Genomic DNA, 17,894 nt, shown 5'->3' on the forward strand with positions numbered 1-17,894 from the left:
CTCCAGGATTGACTAAAATCAGTGATTGAACAGGTCTTCAACACCACCAGACACGGCTTGCCAAACATTTGCAAGCGCCACCCGCCGGGGCCTCGACATCCGGGAGTAGCGCAGGCCGATTTGATCTGGTAAGTTCGCCCGCTTGCAGCCGCAGGGCCGGCAGGTGTCGGTGATGGAGCAATCCTGCGCAATGGATTACAAGAGTAGAGGCGGTCCATTTCATGCCCACCCAAGCAAAGCAACAGCAGCAAACGACGATCAGCGGTTTCGAACCTTACGTTCCGAAAGCCGGTGAAGAGTACATGGGCGCCCCGATGCGTGCGCACTTCACCAAGATCCTGAACAAGTGGAAACAGGACTTGATGCAGGAAGTCGACCGTACTGTTGATCACATGAAGGATGAAGCGGCCAACTTCCCTGACCCGGCCGACCGTGCCAGTCAGGAAGAAGAATTCGCCCTCGAGCTGCGCGCCCGCGACCGCGAGCGCAAGTTGATCAAGAAGATCGACAAGACGCTTGAACTGATCCAGGACGAAGAATACGGCTGGTGCGAATCCTGCGGCATCGAGATCGGCGTCAAGCGCCTCGAAGCCCGTCCTACTGCGGATCTGTGCATCGACTGCAAGACCCTGGCGGAAATCAAGGAAAAGCAGGTCGGCAAGTAATCTCGACCTGAACGAAAAACGGAGCGTGCGAACGCTCCGTTTTTGTTTCTGCCTTTTGCCTTTTGCCTTTTGCCTTTTGCCTTTTGCCTTTTGTAGGAGTGAGCCTGCTCGCGATAGCGGTGGGTCGGTCAATATCGGTGTTGAATGTCACACCGCTATCGCGAGCAGGCTCACTCCTACAGGTTGACCTGCATATAGCCTGAAAAGTAGTTTCGTTTCCATGACTGCCAAGACACCCCCCGCCTACATCGGCCGCTTCGCCCCAACCCCCAGTGGCCACTTGCACTTCGGTTCGCTGGTTGCCGCCCTCGCCTCGTATCTCGACGCCCGTTCGGTCGGCGGTCGCTGGCTGGTGCGCATGGAAGATCTCGATCCGCCCCGCGAAGAACCCGGTGCGCAGACAGCGATCCTCAAGGCGCTGGAAAGCTACGGCTTTGAATGGGACGGCGAGATGGTGCGCCAGAGCGATCGGCACGATGCCTACGCCGAAGTGCTCAATAGCCTGTTCAATCACGGTCTTGCTTACGCCTGCACCTGTTCGCGTAAACAGCTCGAACCTTACAACGGCATCTATCCTGGCCTGTGCCGCAATGCCGGCCACGACCAGCAGAATGCGGCCATCCGCCTGCGTGTGCCTGAACTGGAATATCACTTCATCGACCGCGTCCAGGGCGAGTACCGCCAGCATCTGGGGCGCGACGTCGGCGATTTCGTGATCCGTCGCCGCGACGGCCTCTACGCCTACCAATTGGCCGTGGTGCTCGACGATGCCTGGCAAGGTATCACCGACATCGTCCGCGGTGCCGACCTGCTCGACTCGACACCGCGCCAGCTCTATCTGCAGGAATTGCTGGGAATGCGCCAGCCGCGTTACTTGCACCTGCCGCTGATTACCCAACCGGACGGCAACAAGCTCGGCAAGTCCTACCGCTCGCCGCCGCTTGAAGCGGATCAAGCCACGCCATTGTTACTGCGAGCCCTGCGCGCCTTGGGGCAAAACCCCGGCGCCGAACTGGCCCACGCTTCGCCGCAAGAGTTACTCAAGTGGGGCAGCGCACACTGGGATGCCAGCAAGATCCCGCGCACACTGACCCTGCCCGAGGCGCAACTGCTATGACGGCACTTGCAGTCGTGCGCCCATCCGTTACCATCGCCGCACGTTTTCGGGCACGCGCATAAAAAAGAGAGGCCGGGATGTACATCTATCGCTTGGTCCTGCTTTTAGTCGTGGGGATCTATCTGTTTTCCCCCGCCATCATGGATTGGTGGATCGACGCTACGGGCGCCTGGTATCGCCCCTATCTGCTTTGGCTGATCCTGATTGTCGTGACCTTCATCCTGCAGAGCCAAAAAGATGCCGATGAGCTTTAGCCTGACCCAGATGATCCTGATCAGCGCCGCGTACCTGGCGGTGCTGTTCGGCGTTGCCTGGATCAGCGAACGGGGCATGATCCCGCGCGCGATCATTCGCCACCCGTTGACCTACACCTTGTCGCTGGGGGTTTACGCCAGTGCGTGGGCGTTCTACGGCACGGTCGGCCTGGCTTATCAGTACGGCTACGGCTTTCTGTCCAGTTACCTCGGGGTATCCGGCGCATTTCTGCTGGCGCCAGTGCTGCTCTATCCGATTCTGAAGATTACCCGCACTTATCAATTATCGTCGCTGGCCGATCTGTTCGCGTTTCGCTTTCGCAGCACCTGGGCCGGCGCGCTGACCACGATCTTTATGTTGATCGGCGTGCTGCCCTTGCTGGCGCTGCAGATTCAGGCCGTGGCCGACTCCATTGGCATCCTCACCGGCGAACCGATCCAGAGCCGCGTCGCGCTGGCGTTTTGTGCGCTGATCATTCTGTTCACGATTTTCTTCGGCTCCCGGCATATCGCTACGCGCGAGAAGCACGAAGGATTGGTGTTCGCGATAGCCTTTGAGTCGGTGATCAAACTGATCGCCCTCGGCGGCGTCGGTCTGTATGCGCTGTACGGTGTGTTCGACGGCCCGCAACAACTGGAACTGTGGCTGCTGCAAAACCAGACCGCCCTCGCCGCACTGCACACGCCATTGCAGGAAGGCCCGTGGCGTACGTTGTTGCTGGTGTTTTTCGCCTCGGCGATCGTGATGCCGCACATGTATCACATGACTTTTACCGAGAACCTCAATCCGCGCTCACTGGTCAGTGCGAGCTGGGGTTTACCGCTGTTCCTGCTGCTGATGAGCCTGGCGGTGCCGCTGATCTTGTGGGCCGGCCTGAAACTCGGCGCCACGACCAATCCGGAATACTTCACTCTCGGCATCGGCATAGCCGCCAACAGCAAACCGCTGGCATTGCTCGCCTATGTCGGCGGTCTGTCGGCGGCCAGCGGATTGATCATTGTGACCACGCTCGCGCTGTCGGGCATGGCACTGAACCACTTGGTGTTACCGCTCTATCAGCCGCCGGCCGAAGGCAATATCTACCGCTGGTTGAAGTGGACTCGCCGGGCGCTGATCGTCGCGATCATCATGGCCGGTTTCGGTTTCTACCTGATGCTCGGCGCCGAGCAGGATCTGGCCAACCTCGGTATCGTCGCGTTTGTGGCGACCCTGCAATTCCTGCCCGGCGTGTTGTCGGTGCTGTACTGGCCGACCGCCAACCGTCGGGGTTTTATCGCCGGTCTGCTGGCAGGGATTCTGGTTTGGGTGGTGACGATGTTGTTGCCGCTGGTCGGCAATCTGCAGGGCTTCTACATCCCGCTGCTGAACATGATTTACGTGCTCGACGACACCAGTTGGCACATGGCAGCCATCGCCTCGCTCGCCGCCAACGTATTGATGTTCACCCTGATCTCGCTGTTCACCAACGCCAGCCCCGAAGAAGCCAGCGCCGCCGAAGCCTGCGCTGTGGATAACGTCCGTCGCCCGCAACGGCGTGAGCTGCACGCGGCCTCGCCACAGGAATTCGCCACACAACTGGCGAAACCGTTGGGCGCCAAAGCTGCGCAGAAAGAAGTCGAGCAAGCGCTGCGTGATCTTTATCTGCCGTTCGACGAACGCCGCCCGTACGCCTTGCGCCGTTTGCGCGATCGCATCGAAGCCAACCTCTCCGGCCTGATGGGCCCGAGCGTGGCGCAGGACATGGTGGAAACCTTCCTGCCTTATAAGGCCGGCGGCGAAAACTATGTGACCGAAGACATCCACTTCATCGAAAGCCGCCTTGAGGATTACCACTCACGCCTCACCGGTTTGGCTGCCGAGCTCGATGCGCTGCGCCGATACCACCGCCAGACCTTGCAGGAACTGCCGATGGGCGTCTGCTCGCTGGCCAAGGATCAAGAGATCCTGATGTGGAACAAGGCCATGGAAGAACTCACCGGGATCGCCGCACAACGCGTGGTCGGTTCACGTCTGAGCACCATTGGTGAGCCGTGGAAAGAATTGCTGCAGGGTTTCATCAACCTGCCCGACGAGCATTTGCACAAACAGCATCTGGCCCTCGACGGTCAGACTCGCTGGCTGAACCTGCACAAAGCGGCGATCGATGAGCCGTTGGCACCGGGTAACAGCGGACTGGTGTTACTGGTCGAAGATTTGACCGAAACGCAGATGCTCGAAGACAAACTGGTGCACTCCGAGCGCCTGGCCAGCATTGGTCGCCTTGCCGCCGGTGTGGCCCACGAAATCGGCAACCCGATCACCGGCATCGCGTGTCTGGCGCAAAACCTGCGCGAAGAACGTGAAGACGACGGCGAACTGACGGAAATCAGCGGGCAGATTCTCGAACAGACCAAACGCGTCTCGCGCATCGTGCAGTCGCTGATGAGCTTCGCCCACGCCGGCAGCCATCAGCACAGCGACGAGCCCGTTTGTCTGGCCGAAGTCGCCCAGGATGCAATTGGCCTGCTGGCGCTGAACCGGCGCAATTTCGAAGTGCAGTTCTACAACCTGTGCGATCCCGATCACTGGGTCGAAGGCGATCCGCAGCGACTCGCCCAGGTCTTGATCAATCTGCTCTCCAACGCCCGCGACGCCTCGCCGCCGCACAGCGCGGTACGGGTCAAGAGCGAAGCCGGCGAACACACGGTCGATCTGATCGTCGAAGACGAAGGCAGCGGTATTCCGAAGAACATCATGGATAGATTGTTCGAACCCTTCTTCACCACCAAGGATCCTGGCGAAGGCACCGGTCTGGGCCTTGCACTGGTCTATTCCATCGTTGAAGAGCATTATGGACAAATCACCATCGACAGCCCGGCTGATGTACAAAGCCAACGCGGCACCCGTATCCGGGTGACCTTACCGCGTCATGTCGAAGCGACGTCCGCTGTGAACTGAGACCGTCGAGAGTATCGAATCAATGCCGCACATTTTGATCGTCGAAGACGAAACAATTATCCGCTCCGCCTTGCGCCGCCTGCTGGAACGCAACCAGTATCAGGTCAGCGAAGCCGGTTCAGTGCAGGAAGCACAAGAACGCTTCACCATTCCTACGTTCGATCTGATCGTCAGCGATCTGCGTTTGCCGGGCGCGCCGGGCACCGAGCTGATCAAGCTCGGCCAGGGCACACCGGTGCTGATCATGACCAGTTACGCCAGCCTGCGCTCGGCGGTTGACTCGATGAAGATGGGCGCGGTGGACTACATCGCCAAGCCTTTCGACCACGACGAAATGCTCCAGGCTGTCGCGCGGATCCTGCGTGATCGCCAATCGGCCCCTGCTGCCGGCGAGCCCGTTGCCGTGAAAACGACCAACGGCAGCGGCAAATCCGCGGTCGACAACAGCAACGGCGAGATCGGCATCATCGGCTCCTGCCCGCCGATGCAGGACCTGTACAGCAAGATCCGCAAGGTCGCGCCGACCGATTCCAATGTGTTGATCCAGGGCGAATCCGGCACCGGTAAAGAACTGGTGGCCCGCGCCCTGCACAACCTGTCGAAACGCGCCAAGGCGCCGATGATTTCGGTGAACTGCGCGGCCATTCCGGAAAGCCTGATCGAGTCCGAATTGTTCGGCCACGAAAAAGGCGCGTTCACTGGCGCCAGCGCCGGGCGTGCCGGTCTGGTCGAAGCGGCGGACGGCGGCACGTTGTTCCTCGACGAAATCGGCGAACTGCCGCTGGAAGCTCAGGCTCGCCTGCTGCGCGTGTTGCAGGAAGGCGAGATTCGCCGGGTCGGCTCGGTGCAGTCGCAGAAGGTCGATGTACGCCTGATCGCGGCCACTCACCGGGATCTCAAGAGTCTGGCGAAAATCGGCCAGTTCCGCGAAGACCTTTATTACCGCCTGCACGTGATCGCCCTGAAATTGCCGGCCCTGCGTGAGCGCGGCGCCGACGTCAACGAAATCGCCAACGCCTTCCTTGCTCGCCAGAGTGCGCGCATCAACCGTACCGACCTGAAGTTTGCCGCGGATGCCGAACAGGCGATCCGGCATTATTCCTGGCCGGGTAACGTGCGTGAACTGGAGAACGCAGTCGAGCGCGCGGTGATTCTAAGCGAAAGCCCGGAAATCTCGGCCGACCTGCTGGGCATCGACATTGAACTGAGCGATCTGGAAGACGACGAGTTCATCGGCCTGCCGCCACAAACGGCGGGTAACGCCAGCAACAGCAGCCATGAGCCGACCGAAGACCTGTCGCTGGAAGACTACTTCCAGCACTTCGTCCTCGAGCATCAGGACCATATGACCGAGACCGAACTGGCGCGCAAACTGGGCGTCAGCCGTAAATGCCTGTGGGAACGCCGTCAGCGTCTGGGCATTCCACGGCGCAAGACCGGGGTCGCCAGCGAGAGCTGAACGTTACCTGTCGAGTGTGCGGGTAACGCATGAGGATGTGAAAAAACTGTTACCTCAGTCCTTTCACGTAACAGAAGCCGGGGTTATCGGTAACGAAACCCCGGCTTTTTTTCGCCCCGACAAAACGGTTATATCGACCTAACCCCTTGTTTTATTGGGTTTCGCAAAAGTTGGCACGCCCCCTGCTATATGTTTAGTACAAGAACAATAACAAGCAATGCACAAGACAATAAAAATAAGACGAATCGACTCACGCACAATAAAAACAAGACGGCGAGAGGCGCAGCTAACTGATTCTTTTGGAGAGGCGTTGTATTTGGGGCTTGCCCCACGACCAGGCCGAGAACAACAAAAACTGTCCTAAGACAGAGCCTGTACTGGTTGGATCGAGAGATCACTGCAATTCAGCGACCAAAGCAATCCGTTTGCTCTTGGCTCCCGATTGGGAGGGTCACGAAGGAAACACTTCGTGGCGAGGGCACTCAACAAAAACAAGAAGCCCGAATCAATAATAAAAAGAGCACGCAACTACTTCTTGGGGAGCTTCGGCTCCCCTTGTAGTTTCTCCTCCCCGGCAAAATCCTCCATTTTTATCGCGCGCGATGCCTGTAGCCTGCGGCTTGCAGCTCAAATCGGCCGTGTCCTACACCATCCCCCGACTAAATGCTAGAATCTGCGCCCATCATGCGGTCATTCTTTGGTATGGCCGAACATTCCTTCAAACAGTGCATCCCATGCTGAAGAAGTTGTTCCAGTCATTCCGAACTCCCGTGCGTCGTACGCAACACATCCGCAGCACCCCTGAAGTGCTCAACAGCGGTCAACATTCGCTGCAGAAAACGCAGTTCAGCCGCTATGCGGTGAATATCGTCGAACGCCTGCAAGGTGCCGGTTACCAGGCTTATCTGGTCGGCGGTTGCGTGCGTGACATGCTGCTGGGCATCACGCCCAAGGATTTCGACGTCGCCACCAGCGCCACCCCCGAGCAAGTCCGTGCCGAATTCCGCAATGCGCGGATCATCGGTCGCCGCTTCAAACTGGTGCATATCCATTTCGGTCGCGAAATCATTGAAGTCGCGACTTTCCGCGCCAATCACCCGGTCAACGAAGACGACGAAGACAGCAACCAGTCTTCGCGTAATGAGAGCGGGCGGATTCTGCGCGACAACGTTTACGGCACCCTGGAAGAAGACGCGCAACGCCGCGACTTCACCATCAATGCCCTGTATTACGATCCGGTCAGCGAGCGCATTCTCGACTACGCCAACGGCGTACACGACATCCGCAATCACCTGATCCGTCTGATCGGCGATCCGAAGCAGCGCTACCAGGAAGACCCGGTGCGTATGCTGCGTGCCGTGCGTTTTGCCGCCAAGCTCAACTTCGGCATCGAGAAGCACACCGTGCAGCCGATCCGTGAACTGGCACCGATGCTGCGCGAGATCCCCTCGGCACGCCTGTTCGAAGAAGTGCTCAAGCTATTCCTCTCGGGCCACGGCGCGATCACCTTCGAAATGCTGGTCGATCTGCAACTGTTCGCCCCGCTGTTCCCGGCCAGTGCCGATGCGCTGGAACACAACCCGGAATACACTCACACGCTGATCAGCGAAGCGCTGACCAACACCGACCTGCGCATCAAGCAGAACAAACCGGTAACCCCGGCGTTCCTGTTTGCCGCGCTGCTGTGGCCTGCCCTGCCGGCCCGCGTGCTGCGCCTGCAAGAACGTGGCATGCCGCCGATTCCGGCGATGCAGGAAGGCGCCCACGAGTTGATCGCCGAACAGTGCCAGCGCATCGCGATTCCGAAACGTTTCACCATGCCGATCCGCGAGATCTGGGACATGCAGGAGCGCTTGCCACGTCGCAGCGGCAAACGTGCCGATCTGTTGCTGGACAACCCGCGCTTCCGCGCCGGATACGACTTCCTGCTGCTGCGTGAAAGCGCAGGCGAGGAGACCGATGGCCTGGGCGAGTGGTGGACCGACTATCAGGACGCCAACGACAGCGAGCGCCGCGACATGATTCGCGACCTCAGCGGTAAAGGTGATGACGCCAGCGGTGCTCCGCGCAAACGTCGCCGCAGCAGCGGTTCCAAACGCAAACGCGCCGGCGCACCGAGCGCTTCGACCGGCGAGTAAAGGCATGGAACGCATCTACATCGGCATGGGCAGCAACCTCGCTGACCCGGCCGAACAGTTGCGCAGCGCCGTTGAGGCGCTGGGGCAATTGCCGCAGACCACGCTGGTTGGCGTTTCCGCCTTCTACCAAAGCGATTCCCTGTTGCCTGGCCAGCCGCGTTACACCAACGCGGTCGCTGCGCTCGACAGCTCACTTGCACCACTGGAACTGCTCGACGCCTTGCAAGCTATCGAGAACGATCAGGGCCGTGAACGTCTGGAACGTTGGGGCCCACGCACACTGGATCTGGACATTCTGCTGTTCGGTGATCGACTGATCGACGAACCGCGCCTGAAAATCCCGCATTACCAGATTCAGGAACGCGCGTTCGTGCTCTATCCCCTCGCTGAACTGGCCCCACAAGATTTGCGTCTTGCCGATGGCCGCAGCCTGTCCGATCTGCTCACCGCCTGCCCGTTCGTCGGCCTGGAACGCCTCTCGACAGATTGATTGCAATCCCCTGTGGGAGCGAGCCTGCTCGCGAAAGCGGTGTGTCATTCAACACTGTGTTGACTGATTCGCCGCCTTCGCGAGCAGGCTCTCTCCCACATTGGTTTATTCCACACCCAGGATTTTTGTCGGACAAAAAATCGCCGAATCAGCCCTGCCGCGCCGCTGAATCGCATCAGTAACGCCGGTAACACTCCCCTCGTAACAATGCGGTAACACACGCAATTGACTTCCTGTTGGCTCATCACGACTATAGGCGTCCCGCTGCCGCCAACCCGGCACATACGGGCGCAATCCAGGCCTTATAAGCACGACAAAAGAGCGTGCGCCTGAGTAGATGACGAATCACGCGCGTTACTCGCAGTAGTTTCCAGAGCGCCTGAACGAGGATTTTTTACATGCCAGCCATCACCCTGACCACGCTCCAGAGCCTCAAGCAGAAAGGTGAAAAGATCACCATGCTGACCTGCTATGACGCGACCTTCGCCCACGCCTGCAACGAGGCCGGTGTCGAAGTGCTGCTGGTGGGCGACTCCCTCGGCATGGTCCTGCAAGGTCACGACAGCACCCTGCCGGTGACCACCGCAGAAATGGCCTACCACACTGCCTGTGTCAAACGCGGCAACACTGATGCCCTGATCCTCGCCGACCTGCCGTTCATGGCCAACGCCACCCTTGAACAGACCATGACTAATAGCGCCATGCTGATGCAGGCCGGTGCGCACATGATCAAGGTGGAAGGTCAGTTGTGGCTGGCCGAGTCAATCCGTCTGCTTGCCGAGCGCGGTGTACCGGTTTGCGCGCACATGGGTCTGACCCCACAAGCGGTGAACATTCTCGGCGGCTATAAAGTGCAGGGTCGCAACGAAAACCAGGCGCGGCAGATGCGTGCTGATGCGATTTCGCTGGAACAGGCCGGCGCGGCGATGCTGCTGCTCGAATGCGTACCGAGCGAACTGGCCGCTGAAATCAGCCAGGCCGTGAAGATTCCGGTGATCGGCATCGGCGCCGGTAACGCCACCGACGGCCAGGTTCTGGTACTGCACGACATGCTCGGCCTGTCGATCACTGGCCGTGTGCCAAAATTCGTCAAGAACTTCATGTACGGTCAGGACAGCATTCAGTCCGCGCTGAAGGCTTACGTCAGTGAAGTCAAAGCCACCACGTTCCCTGGCATCGAACACGGATTCTCTGCATGAACACCGTTAAAACCGTACGCGAACTGCGCGCCGCCGTAGCCCGCGCCCGCAGCGAAGGCAAGCGCATCGGCTTCGTGCCGACCATGGGCAACCTGCACAGCGGTCACGTTGCACTGATCACCAAAGCCACCCAACGTGTGGACTTCGTGGTCGCGAGCATTTTCGTCAACCCGCTGCAGTTCGGCGCCGGCGAAGACCTCGATAAGTACCCGCGCACGTTGGCAGCGGACCAGGAAAAACTGCTCGAAGCCGGTTGTTCCCTGCTCTTCGCTCCGACTGTCGAGGAAATGTACCCCGACGGCATGGCCGGACAGACTCGGGTCAGCGTGCCGCAATTGTCCGAAGGCCTGTGCGGCGCCAGCCGTCCGGGGCACTTTGAAGGCGTGGCGACCGTGGTCAGCAAGCTGTTCAACATGGTCCAGCCGGATCTGGCGATTTTCGGCCAGAAGGACTACCAGCAACTGGCGGTAATCCGCGCGCTGGTGCATGACCTGAACATGCCGATCCAGATCATCGGCGAGCCGACCGTGCGTGCCGCCGATGGCTTGGCGTTGTCGTCGCGCAATGGTTTCCTCAGCGAAGAACAGCGTGCGGTGGCGCCGGTGGTTTATCGCTCGCTGAGCAACATTGCCGAGTCGATCAAGCAAGGCGAACGGGATTTCCCGGCGCTGATCAGTGCCCAGGTGCAGCAACTGGAAGCAGCGGGCCTGCGTCCGGATTACCTGGAAATCCGCCACGCCTTGACCTTGCGCCCGGCAACGGCAGAAGACCGTGATCTGGTGATTCTGGTGGCCGCGTTCCTCGGCACCACGCGGTTGATCGATAACCTGCACCTGAATCTCGATACCCCGGTTTAAAGACACCGCAATACCCCCTGTAGGAGTGAGCCTGCTCGCGATAGCGGTGTGTCAGTCAGCATTAGTGTTGAATGACACACCGCTATCGCGAGCAGGCTCACTCCTACAGTGTTTTTCAGCGTCATGAAGATTGCATTCCAGCTGTATTGCCGCCTTAAAAGCCTTCGGGCACACTGCCCGCCGTTCGATTCCAACCCGGGAAAACCCTCATGCACGCGATCATGCTCAAGGCCAAACTGCACCGCGCCGAAGTCACCCATGCGGTGCTCGATTACGAAGGTTCGTGCGCCATCGATGGTGAGTGGCTGGACTTGTCCGGCATTCGTGAATACGAGCAGATCCAGATTTATAACGTCGACAACGGCGAGCGTTTCACCACCTACGCGATCCGTGGCGAAGAAGGCTCGCGGATGATCTCGGTCAACGGCGCCGCTGCGCACAAGGCCAAGGTCGGCGACCGCGTAATCATTTGTGCCTACGCCCATTACAGCGAAGCCGATCTGGTCAATTTCAAGCCGCGCATGCTTTACATGGCGCCGGGCAACGAACTGAGCCACACCAGCAACGCCATCCCGGTTCAGCTCGCCTGATCCCGATTTCGCCCCGCCCCCTCCGTTTGTCGGCCAGTTCCCTGTCTCGATGTTAAAAAAGTACAGGGATCTGGTCAGACAAAGTCAAGACAGAACGCAGCGCGAGGTTTACTGTATTCGCCCTGTGTCCGGAAATCGTGTCGACGCAGTTGATCCCATGCCCAAACATGGCGTGCCGGGTCTGTTCAGTGTTCAAAGGCCGTTCAAGTAAAAAGGAAAACCGCAGCGATGGCGTATTACCTCACTCCTCAAGACGTTACCGCTCTGCCCGCCTGGCAAGCGTTGAAAGACCACCGCCAAGCCATGCAGGATTTCAGCATGCGCGAAGCCTTCAACGCCGATCCGCAGCGCTTCAATCAGTTCACCCTCAGCAGCTGTGGACTGTTTCTCGATTATTCGAAGAATTTGATCAACGCCCAGACCCGCAACCTGCTGGTCGGTCTGGCCAATGAAGTCGATCTCAAAGGCGCCATCAAAGCGCTGTTTGAAGGCGAAATCGTCAACACTTCCGAAGGCCGCCCGGCGCTGCACACTGCCCTGCGTCGCCCGGTGGGCGACAAGCTGTCGGTCAATGGCGTCAACGTGATGCCGGAAGTCCACAAGGTTTTGAACCAGATCACCGATCTGGTCGGCCGCATTCACGACGGTCTGTGGCGTGGTTACACCGAGAAGCCGATCACCGACGTGGTCAACATTGGTATCGGTGGCTCGTTCCTCGGCCCTGAGCTGGTCTCCGAAGCACTGCTGTCGTACGCGCAGAAAGGCGTGCGTTGCCACTACCTGGCGAACATCGATGGCAGCGAATTCCACGAGCTGACGCAGAAACTGCGCGCCGAGACCACACTGTTCATTGTTTCGTCGAAGTCGTTCAACACCCTCGAAACCCTGAAGAACGCTCAGGCCGCACGTGCCTGGTACCTGGCGCAGGGCGGTTCGGAAGCCGAGTTGTATCGTCACTTCATCGCCGTATCGAGCAACAATGCAGCGGCCGTGGCGTTTGGTATCCGCGAAGAAAACATCTTCCCGATGTGGGACTGGGTCGGCGGACGTTATTCGCTGTGGTCGGCCATCGGTTTGCCGATTGCCCTGGCCATCGGCATGTCCAACTTCAAGGAATTGCTGTCCGGTGCCTACACCATGGACCAGCATTTCCAGACCGCGCCGTTCGAACAGAACATGCCGGTGCTGCTGGCCCTGCTCGGTGTGTGGTACGGCAACTTCTGGGGCGCGCAAAGCCACGCGATCCTGCCGTACGACCATTACCTGCGCAACATCACCAAGCACTTGCAACAACTGGACATGGAATCCAACGGCAAGAGCGTGCGTCAGGATGGCACGCCGGTGTCGACCGATACCGGTCCGGTGATCTGGGGCGGCGTCGGCTGCAACGGTCAGCACGCTTACCACCAGTTGCTGCATCAAGGTTCGCAGTTGATCCCGGCCGATTTCATCGTACCGATCGTCAGCTTCAACCCGGTTTCCGACCACCATCAGTGGCTGTACGCCAACTGCCTGTCGCAAAGCCAGGCGCTGATGCTCGGCAAGACCCTGGCGGAAGCCGAGCAAGAACTGCGCGACAAGGGCATGAGCGAAGAAGAAGTGCACAAACTCGCACCGCACAAGGTGATCCCGGGCAACCGTCCGAGCAACACCATCGTGGTCGAGCGCATCAGCCCGCGCCGTCTCGGCGCACTGGTGGCGATGTATGAACACAAAGTGTTCGTGCAAAGCGTGGTCTGGGGCATCAACGCCTTTGACCAGTGGGGCGTTGAGTTGGGCAAGGAATTGGGTAAAGGCGTTTACAACCGTCTGGTCGGCAGCGATGAAAGCACTGCTGATGATCCGTCTACCCAAGGCCTGATCAACTACTTCCGCGGTCGTCACCGCGGTTGATGTGAATGGGTTGCCCACAATTCCAGTGGGCAACCTATTTCCAATGTGGGAGCGAGCCTGCTCGCGAATGCGGTGTGTCATTCAGCCTCTTTGTTGACTGACTCACCGCATTCGCGAGCAGGCTCGCTCCCACAGTTGTTTTACACATGACTTGAACCTCTGCATCGCTCGGCGCATCTTTATTCCTGTCGCACCACAAGAATAAGGAACCGTCATGTTCGATATCAGCACGTTCCCCAAAGCCGATGCCGTCCGCCGGGCTGCGCAGTTGAGTCAGGAAGACTATCGGCGCCTGTACCGCGAATCCATTGAACACCCCAATACCTTCTGGGCCGAACAGGCCACGCAGTTCCTCGACTGGAGCACGCCGTGGCAGACCGTCCAGCGCTATGACCTGAAAACCGGTGAAGCCGCCTGGTTTTCCGGGGCCAAACTGAATGTAAGTTACAACTGCATTGACCGCCACCTGGAAAAGCGCGGCGAGCAGACCGCCCTGCTCTGGGAAGGCGACGACCCGGCCGAGTCGTCACAAATCACTTATAAAAAACTCCATCATCATGTCTGCCGCCTGGCCAACGTGCTGAAAAGCCGTGGCGTGAAGAAAGGCGACCGGGTGTGCATCTACATGCCGATGATCCCCGAAGCCGCTTACGCCATGCTCGCATGTTCGCGGATCGGCGCGATCCATTCGGTGGTGTTCGGCGGTTTCTCCCCCGATTCCCTGCGTGACCGCATTCTCGATGCCGATTGCCGCACGGTGATCACGGCGGATGAAGGCGTGCGCGGCGGCAAGTTCGTGCCACTGAAACAAAACGTCGACAAAGCCCTGCAGAGTTGCCCGGACGTCAGCACCGTCGTGGTGGTCGAGCGCACCCAAGGCAAAGTCGATTGGGTTGAGGGTCGTGACCTCTGGTATCACCAGGCTGTGCGCGACGTCAGCGACGATTGCCCGCCGGAACCAATGGACGCCGAAGATCCGCTGTTCATCCTCTACACCTCCGGCAGCACCGGCAAACCCAAAGGCGTGTTGCACACCACCGGCGGTTACCTGCTGCAAGCGGCGATGACCTTCAAATACGTGCTCGATTACCGCGACGGCGAAGTGTTCTGGTGCACCGCCGATGTCGGCTGGGTCACCGGCCACAGTTACATCGTCTACGGCCCATTGGCCAATGGCGCAACCACGCTGATGTTCGAAGGCGTGCCGAGCTACCCGAGCAGTTCACGCTTCTGGCAGGTCATCGATAAACACAAGGTCAACATCTTCTACACCGCTCCTACCGCTTTACGCGCGTTGATGCGCGAAGGTGCCGAACCGTTGCAGGAAACGTCGCGCGCCAGCCTCAGATTACTCGGCAGCGTCGGTGAGCCGATCAACCCGGAGGCGTGGGAATGGTATTTCAATGTCGTAGGAGAACAGCGCTGCCCCATCGTCGACACCTGGTGGCAGACCGAAACCGGCGGCATCATGCTCAGCCCGCTGGTCAGCGCACAACGGATCAAACCGGGCTGCGCCACGCAGCCGATGTTCGGCGTGCAACCGGTGTTGCTCGATGAGCACGGCAAGGAAATCAAAGGCGCCGGCAGCGGCGTGCTGGCGATCAAATCGAGTTGGCCGGCGCAGATCCGCAGCGTCTATGGCGACCCGCAACGCATGGTCGACACCTATTTCAAACCCTACCCCGGCTACTATTTCACCGGCGACGGCGCGCGCCGCGACGAGGACGGCGACTACTGGATCACCGGGCGCATCGACGATGTGATCAACGTCTCCGGTCACCGCATCGGCACCGCTGAAGTGGAAAGCGCGCTGGTGCTGCACGACAGCATCGCCGAGGCTGCCGTGGTCGGTTACCCGCACGACGTCAAAGGTCAGGGCATCTACGCCTTCGTCACCCCGATGAACGGCACCGAGCCGAATGATGAATTGAAGAAAGAACTGCTCGCCCACGTCAGCAAGGAAATCGGCAGCTTCGCCAAACCGGACCTGATCCAGTGGGCGCCGGCCTTGCCGAAAACCCGTTCAGGCAAGATCATGCGGCGCATCCTGCGCAAGATCGCCTGCAACGAACTCGACAGCCTCGGCGACACCTCGACCCTGGCCGACCCGAGCGTGGTGCAAGGCCTGATCGACAAGCGCCTCAATCAGTAACACTACGGGCGCGGTCAACCGGTCGCGCCCGCTCTTCTTCACTGAGTAGTCATGGAATTCATCCGTAGTCGTATCGAAAACCAACTGATGAGCCTGACCGGGCTGTCACTCGGCCAACTCGACCTCGAAAACCCCAAGGGCGATCCCGGCCTGTTCGGCCCCGACTCGGTCAGTTGGCAAGTGCACGGCGATTTCAGCAGCATGCTGATCGGCGGCATCAGCGCGTTGTTGCTGCAAGCCTTGCATCCACTGGCATTGGCCGGGGTTTGGGATCATTCGAATTTCCGTGAAGACATGCTCGGGCGCTTGCGGCGCACCAGTCAGTTTGTTTCCGGCACCACCTTCGGTTCGCGGCGGGATGCCGACTGGCTGATCGAGAAGGTGCGCACCATTCACCTGCAAGTGGTCGGCACTGCTCCGGATGGCCGGCCCTATGCGGCAAGTGATCCAGACTTGCTGACGTGGGTGCATGTGGCCGAGGTCAGCAACTTTCTCGCGGCACATTTGCGTTATCGCAATCCGCAGTTGTCGGGGGCGGATCAGGATCGTTATTACGCGGAAATCGCCGTGATTGCCGAACGACTCGGTGCTCAGGATGTGCCGAAATCGCGTCAGGCCGTAGCCGATTATCTGCAACGCATGCGCCCGCAGTTGCTGTGCGATGAGCGCAGCCGAGAAGTATTGCGCCTATTGCTGGCCGCACCGGCGCCCAGTGTTCTGGCGCGACCGTTTGGCGATTTGATGATGAAGGCCGGTATTGATCTGCTGCCGGACTGGGCCAGCGATATGCTCGATGTCCGCCAGAGTTCGCTGCAACGCCAGTTGATTCGCGCCAGCGTCAGACGCAGCGCGCCGATACTGCGCTGGGCGATGCGCAATGGTTCGGTGCAACGAGCCAAACGCAGGATGGGTTTGCTGACCTGAAAACTTCGCGAGCAGGCTCGCTCCCACATTTGGAATGCATTCCCATGTGGGAGCGAGCCTGCTCGCGAAGGTCGCAACTCGATTGCTCGCCAAACTGCTAAACTCCCGCGCCCCCATTCTCTCCAGCAAGGCGCCCGCATGTCTTCCTTGAATCAGGCGCTGCGCGCCGCCCTCGATCAACGCCAGGACTTGCTCGCCGAGTTGCACCGCCAGGGCACCGATTGTTATCGGCTGTTCCACGGCAGCCAGGAAGGCGCTGGCGGTCTGACCATCGACCGCTACGGCCCGCAACTGCTGGTGCAGAGCTTCCACCAGACCCTCGAGCGCGATGACCTGCTGCAACTGCACGCCATGGTCAATCAAACATTGGGCCTGGAAACGTTGCTGGTTTACAACGACCGCTCCCGTGGCAATTCGCGTATTGATCGTGAAGACAGCGTCTACAAAGCCGAAGACGCCGCGCTGGCCGATCTGGTCGGTCACGAATGGGGTCTGAACTACCGTGTGCGCGGGCGTCATGCCGGGCAGGACCCGCTGCTGTTCCTCGACCTGCGCAACACCCGTGGCTGGGTCAAGGATCACGCCAAAGGCAAATCCGTGCTCAACCTGTTCGCTTACACCTGCGGCGTCGGCCTCAGCGCAGCCGCCGGTGGCGCGCGTGAAGTGTGCAACCTGGATTTCGCCGAAGGCAATCTGGCGGTCGGCCGCGAAAACGGTCTGCTCAACCCGCAGTTGCCGCAGATGCAGTTCATCCAGTCGGACTACTTCCCGGCCATCCGCCAACTCGCCGGGCTGCCGATCAGCCAGCGCCGGGGGCAGAAACTGCCGAGCTACCAGCGCCTCGATCAGCGCCAATATGACCTGGTCCTGCTCGATCCACCGGCCTGGGCCAAGAGTGCATTCGGCACCGTCGACCTGCTGCGCGACTACCAGAGCCTGCTCAAACCTGCCCTGCTGACCACCGCCGACAACGGCGTGCTGATCTGCTGCAACAACCTGGCGAAAGTCAGCATGGACGACTGGCGCGAGCAGGTGCTGCGCTGTGCCGAGAAGACCGGACGCCCGGTGCGTGAGTGGAGCGTGATGACCCCGGGTGCCGACTTCCCGTCCATGGACCAGCAACCGCCGCTGAAAACCCTGATCCTGCAGCTCTGAACCGCTCGCACGGCTGACAACTATCTAATGTGGGAGCGAGCCTGCTCGCGAAAGCGGTGTATC

14 protein-coding genes are annotated in these 17,894 nt (G+C 59.7%); all 14 read left to right on the top strand.

The genetic code is table 11. The features are described 5' to 3' along the window. Nucleotides 1–221: 221 nt before the first annotated feature. The 14 genes from dksA (at nucleotide 222) to QOM10_RS24940 (ending at nucleotide 17,831) form a co-directional block, all read left to right on the top strand. Nucleotides 222–665 carry an RNA polymerase-binding protein DksA gene (gene dksA / locus QOM10_RS24875; RefSeq protein WP_064118688.1) on the top strand — a complete coding sequence of 148 codons (444 nt, stop codon included), beginning with the start codon at nucleotides 222–224 and terminating at the stop codon, nucleotides 663–665. Between the two features lie 220 nt (nucleotides 666–885). Next, on the top strand, nucleotides 886–1,782 hold the full coding sequence (gluQRS, locus tag QOM10_RS24880; RefSeq protein WP_150751684.1) for a tRNA glutamyl-Q(34) synthetase GluQRS: 897 nt from the start codon (nucleotides 886–888) through the stop codon (nucleotides 1,780–1,782). Between the two features lie 77 nt (nucleotides 1,783–1,859). Continuing rightward, nucleotides 1,860–2,036 (top strand): hypothetical protein, encoded by a 177-nt coding sequence (locus tag QOM10_RS24885; RefSeq protein WP_003176118.1) that lies wholly within the window; start codon nucleotides 1,860–1,862, stop codon nucleotides 2,034–2,036. Continuing rightward, the gene (locus QOM10_RS24890; RefSeq protein WP_162483053.1) at nucleotides 2,020–4,974 is read left to right on the top strand and encodes a sensor histidine kinase; all 2,955 of its coding nucleotides are present in this window, start codon (nucleotides 2,020–2,022) and stop codon (nucleotides 4,972–4,974) included. The genes QOM10_RS24885 and QOM10_RS24890 overlap by 17 nt, the downstream gene beginning before the upstream one ends. Before the next feature lie 22 nt (nucleotides 4,975–4,996). Further along, nucleotides 4,997–6,433 carry a sigma-54-dependent transcriptional regulator gene (locus QOM10_RS24895; RefSeq protein ID WP_127929802.1) on the top strand — a complete coding sequence of 479 codons (1,437 nt, stop codon included), beginning with the start codon at nucleotides 4,997–4,999 and terminating at the stop codon, nucleotides 6,431–6,433. Nucleotides 6,434–7,167: 734 nt separating this feature from the next. Then, a complete protein-coding gene (locus QOM10_RS24900) occupies nucleotides 7,168–8,571 on the top strand; it encodes a polynucleotide adenylyltransferase PcnB (RefSeq protein ID WP_038369032.1) in 1,404 nt (467 codons plus the stop codon). A 4-nt stretch (nucleotides 8,572–8,575) separates the two neighbouring features. Continuing rightward, entirely contained in the window at nucleotides 8,576–9,061 is a 486-nt protein-coding gene (gene folK / locus QOM10_RS24905) for a 2-amino-4-hydroxy-6-hydroxymethyldihydropteridine diphosphokinase (protein ID WP_150751686.1), read from the top strand. 398 nt (nucleotides 9,062–9,459) lie between these two features. Continuing rightward, the gene (gene panB / locus QOM10_RS24910; protein WP_316917120.1) at nucleotides 9,460–10,260 is read left to right on the top strand and encodes a 3-methyl-2-oxobutanoate hydroxymethyltransferase; all 801 of its coding nucleotides are present in this window, start codon (nucleotides 9,460–9,462) and stop codon (nucleotides 10,258–10,260) included. Then, complete coding sequence (gene panC / locus QOM10_RS24915; RefSeq protein WP_127929807.1) at nucleotides 10,257–11,117, top strand: pantoate--beta-alanine ligase; 861 nt, start codon at nucleotides 10,257–10,259, stop codon at nucleotides 11,115–11,117. The genes panB and panC overlap by 4 nt, the downstream gene beginning before the upstream one ends. A gap of 209 nt (nucleotides 11,118–11,326) precedes the next feature. Then, entirely contained in the window at nucleotides 11,327–11,707 is a 381-nt protein-coding gene (gene panD / locus QOM10_RS24920) for an aspartate 1-decarboxylase (protein ID WP_095048673.1), read from the top strand. 228 nt (nucleotides 11,708–11,935) lie between these two features. Further along, entirely contained in the window at nucleotides 11,936–13,600 is a 1,665-nt protein-coding gene (gene pgi, locus QOM10_RS24925) for a glucose-6-phosphate isomerase (RefSeq protein WP_150774955.1), read from the top strand. A gap of 214 nt (nucleotides 13,601–13,814) precedes the next feature. Next, nucleotides 13,815–15,752, top strand: coding sequence for an acetate--CoA ligase (gene acs / locus QOM10_RS24930; protein ID WP_316917121.1), 1,938 nt, complete (start codon nucleotides 13,815–13,817; stop codon nucleotides 15,750–15,752). 51 nt (nucleotides 15,753–15,803) lie between these two features. After that, the gene (locus tag QOM10_RS24935) at nucleotides 15,804–16,676 is read left to right on the top strand and encodes an oxygenase MpaB family protein (protein ID WP_127929810.1); all 873 of its coding nucleotides are present in this window, start codon (nucleotides 15,804–15,806) and stop codon (nucleotides 16,674–16,676) included. 138 nt (nucleotides 16,677–16,814) lie between these two features. Then, nucleotides 16,815–17,831 (top strand): class I SAM-dependent rRNA methyltransferase, encoded by a 1,017-nt coding sequence (locus QOM10_RS24940; protein WP_316917122.1) that lies wholly within the window; start codon nucleotides 16,815–16,817, stop codon nucleotides 17,829–17,831. The last annotated feature ends 63 nt before the right edge of the window (nucleotides 17,832–17,894 follow it).

Origin of the sequence: Pseudomonas sp. P108 (assembly GCF_032613195.1) — a bacterium.
Taxonomy (GTDB): domain Bacteria; phylum Pseudomonadota; class Gammaproteobacteria; order Pseudomonadales; family Pseudomonadaceae; genus Aquipseudomonas.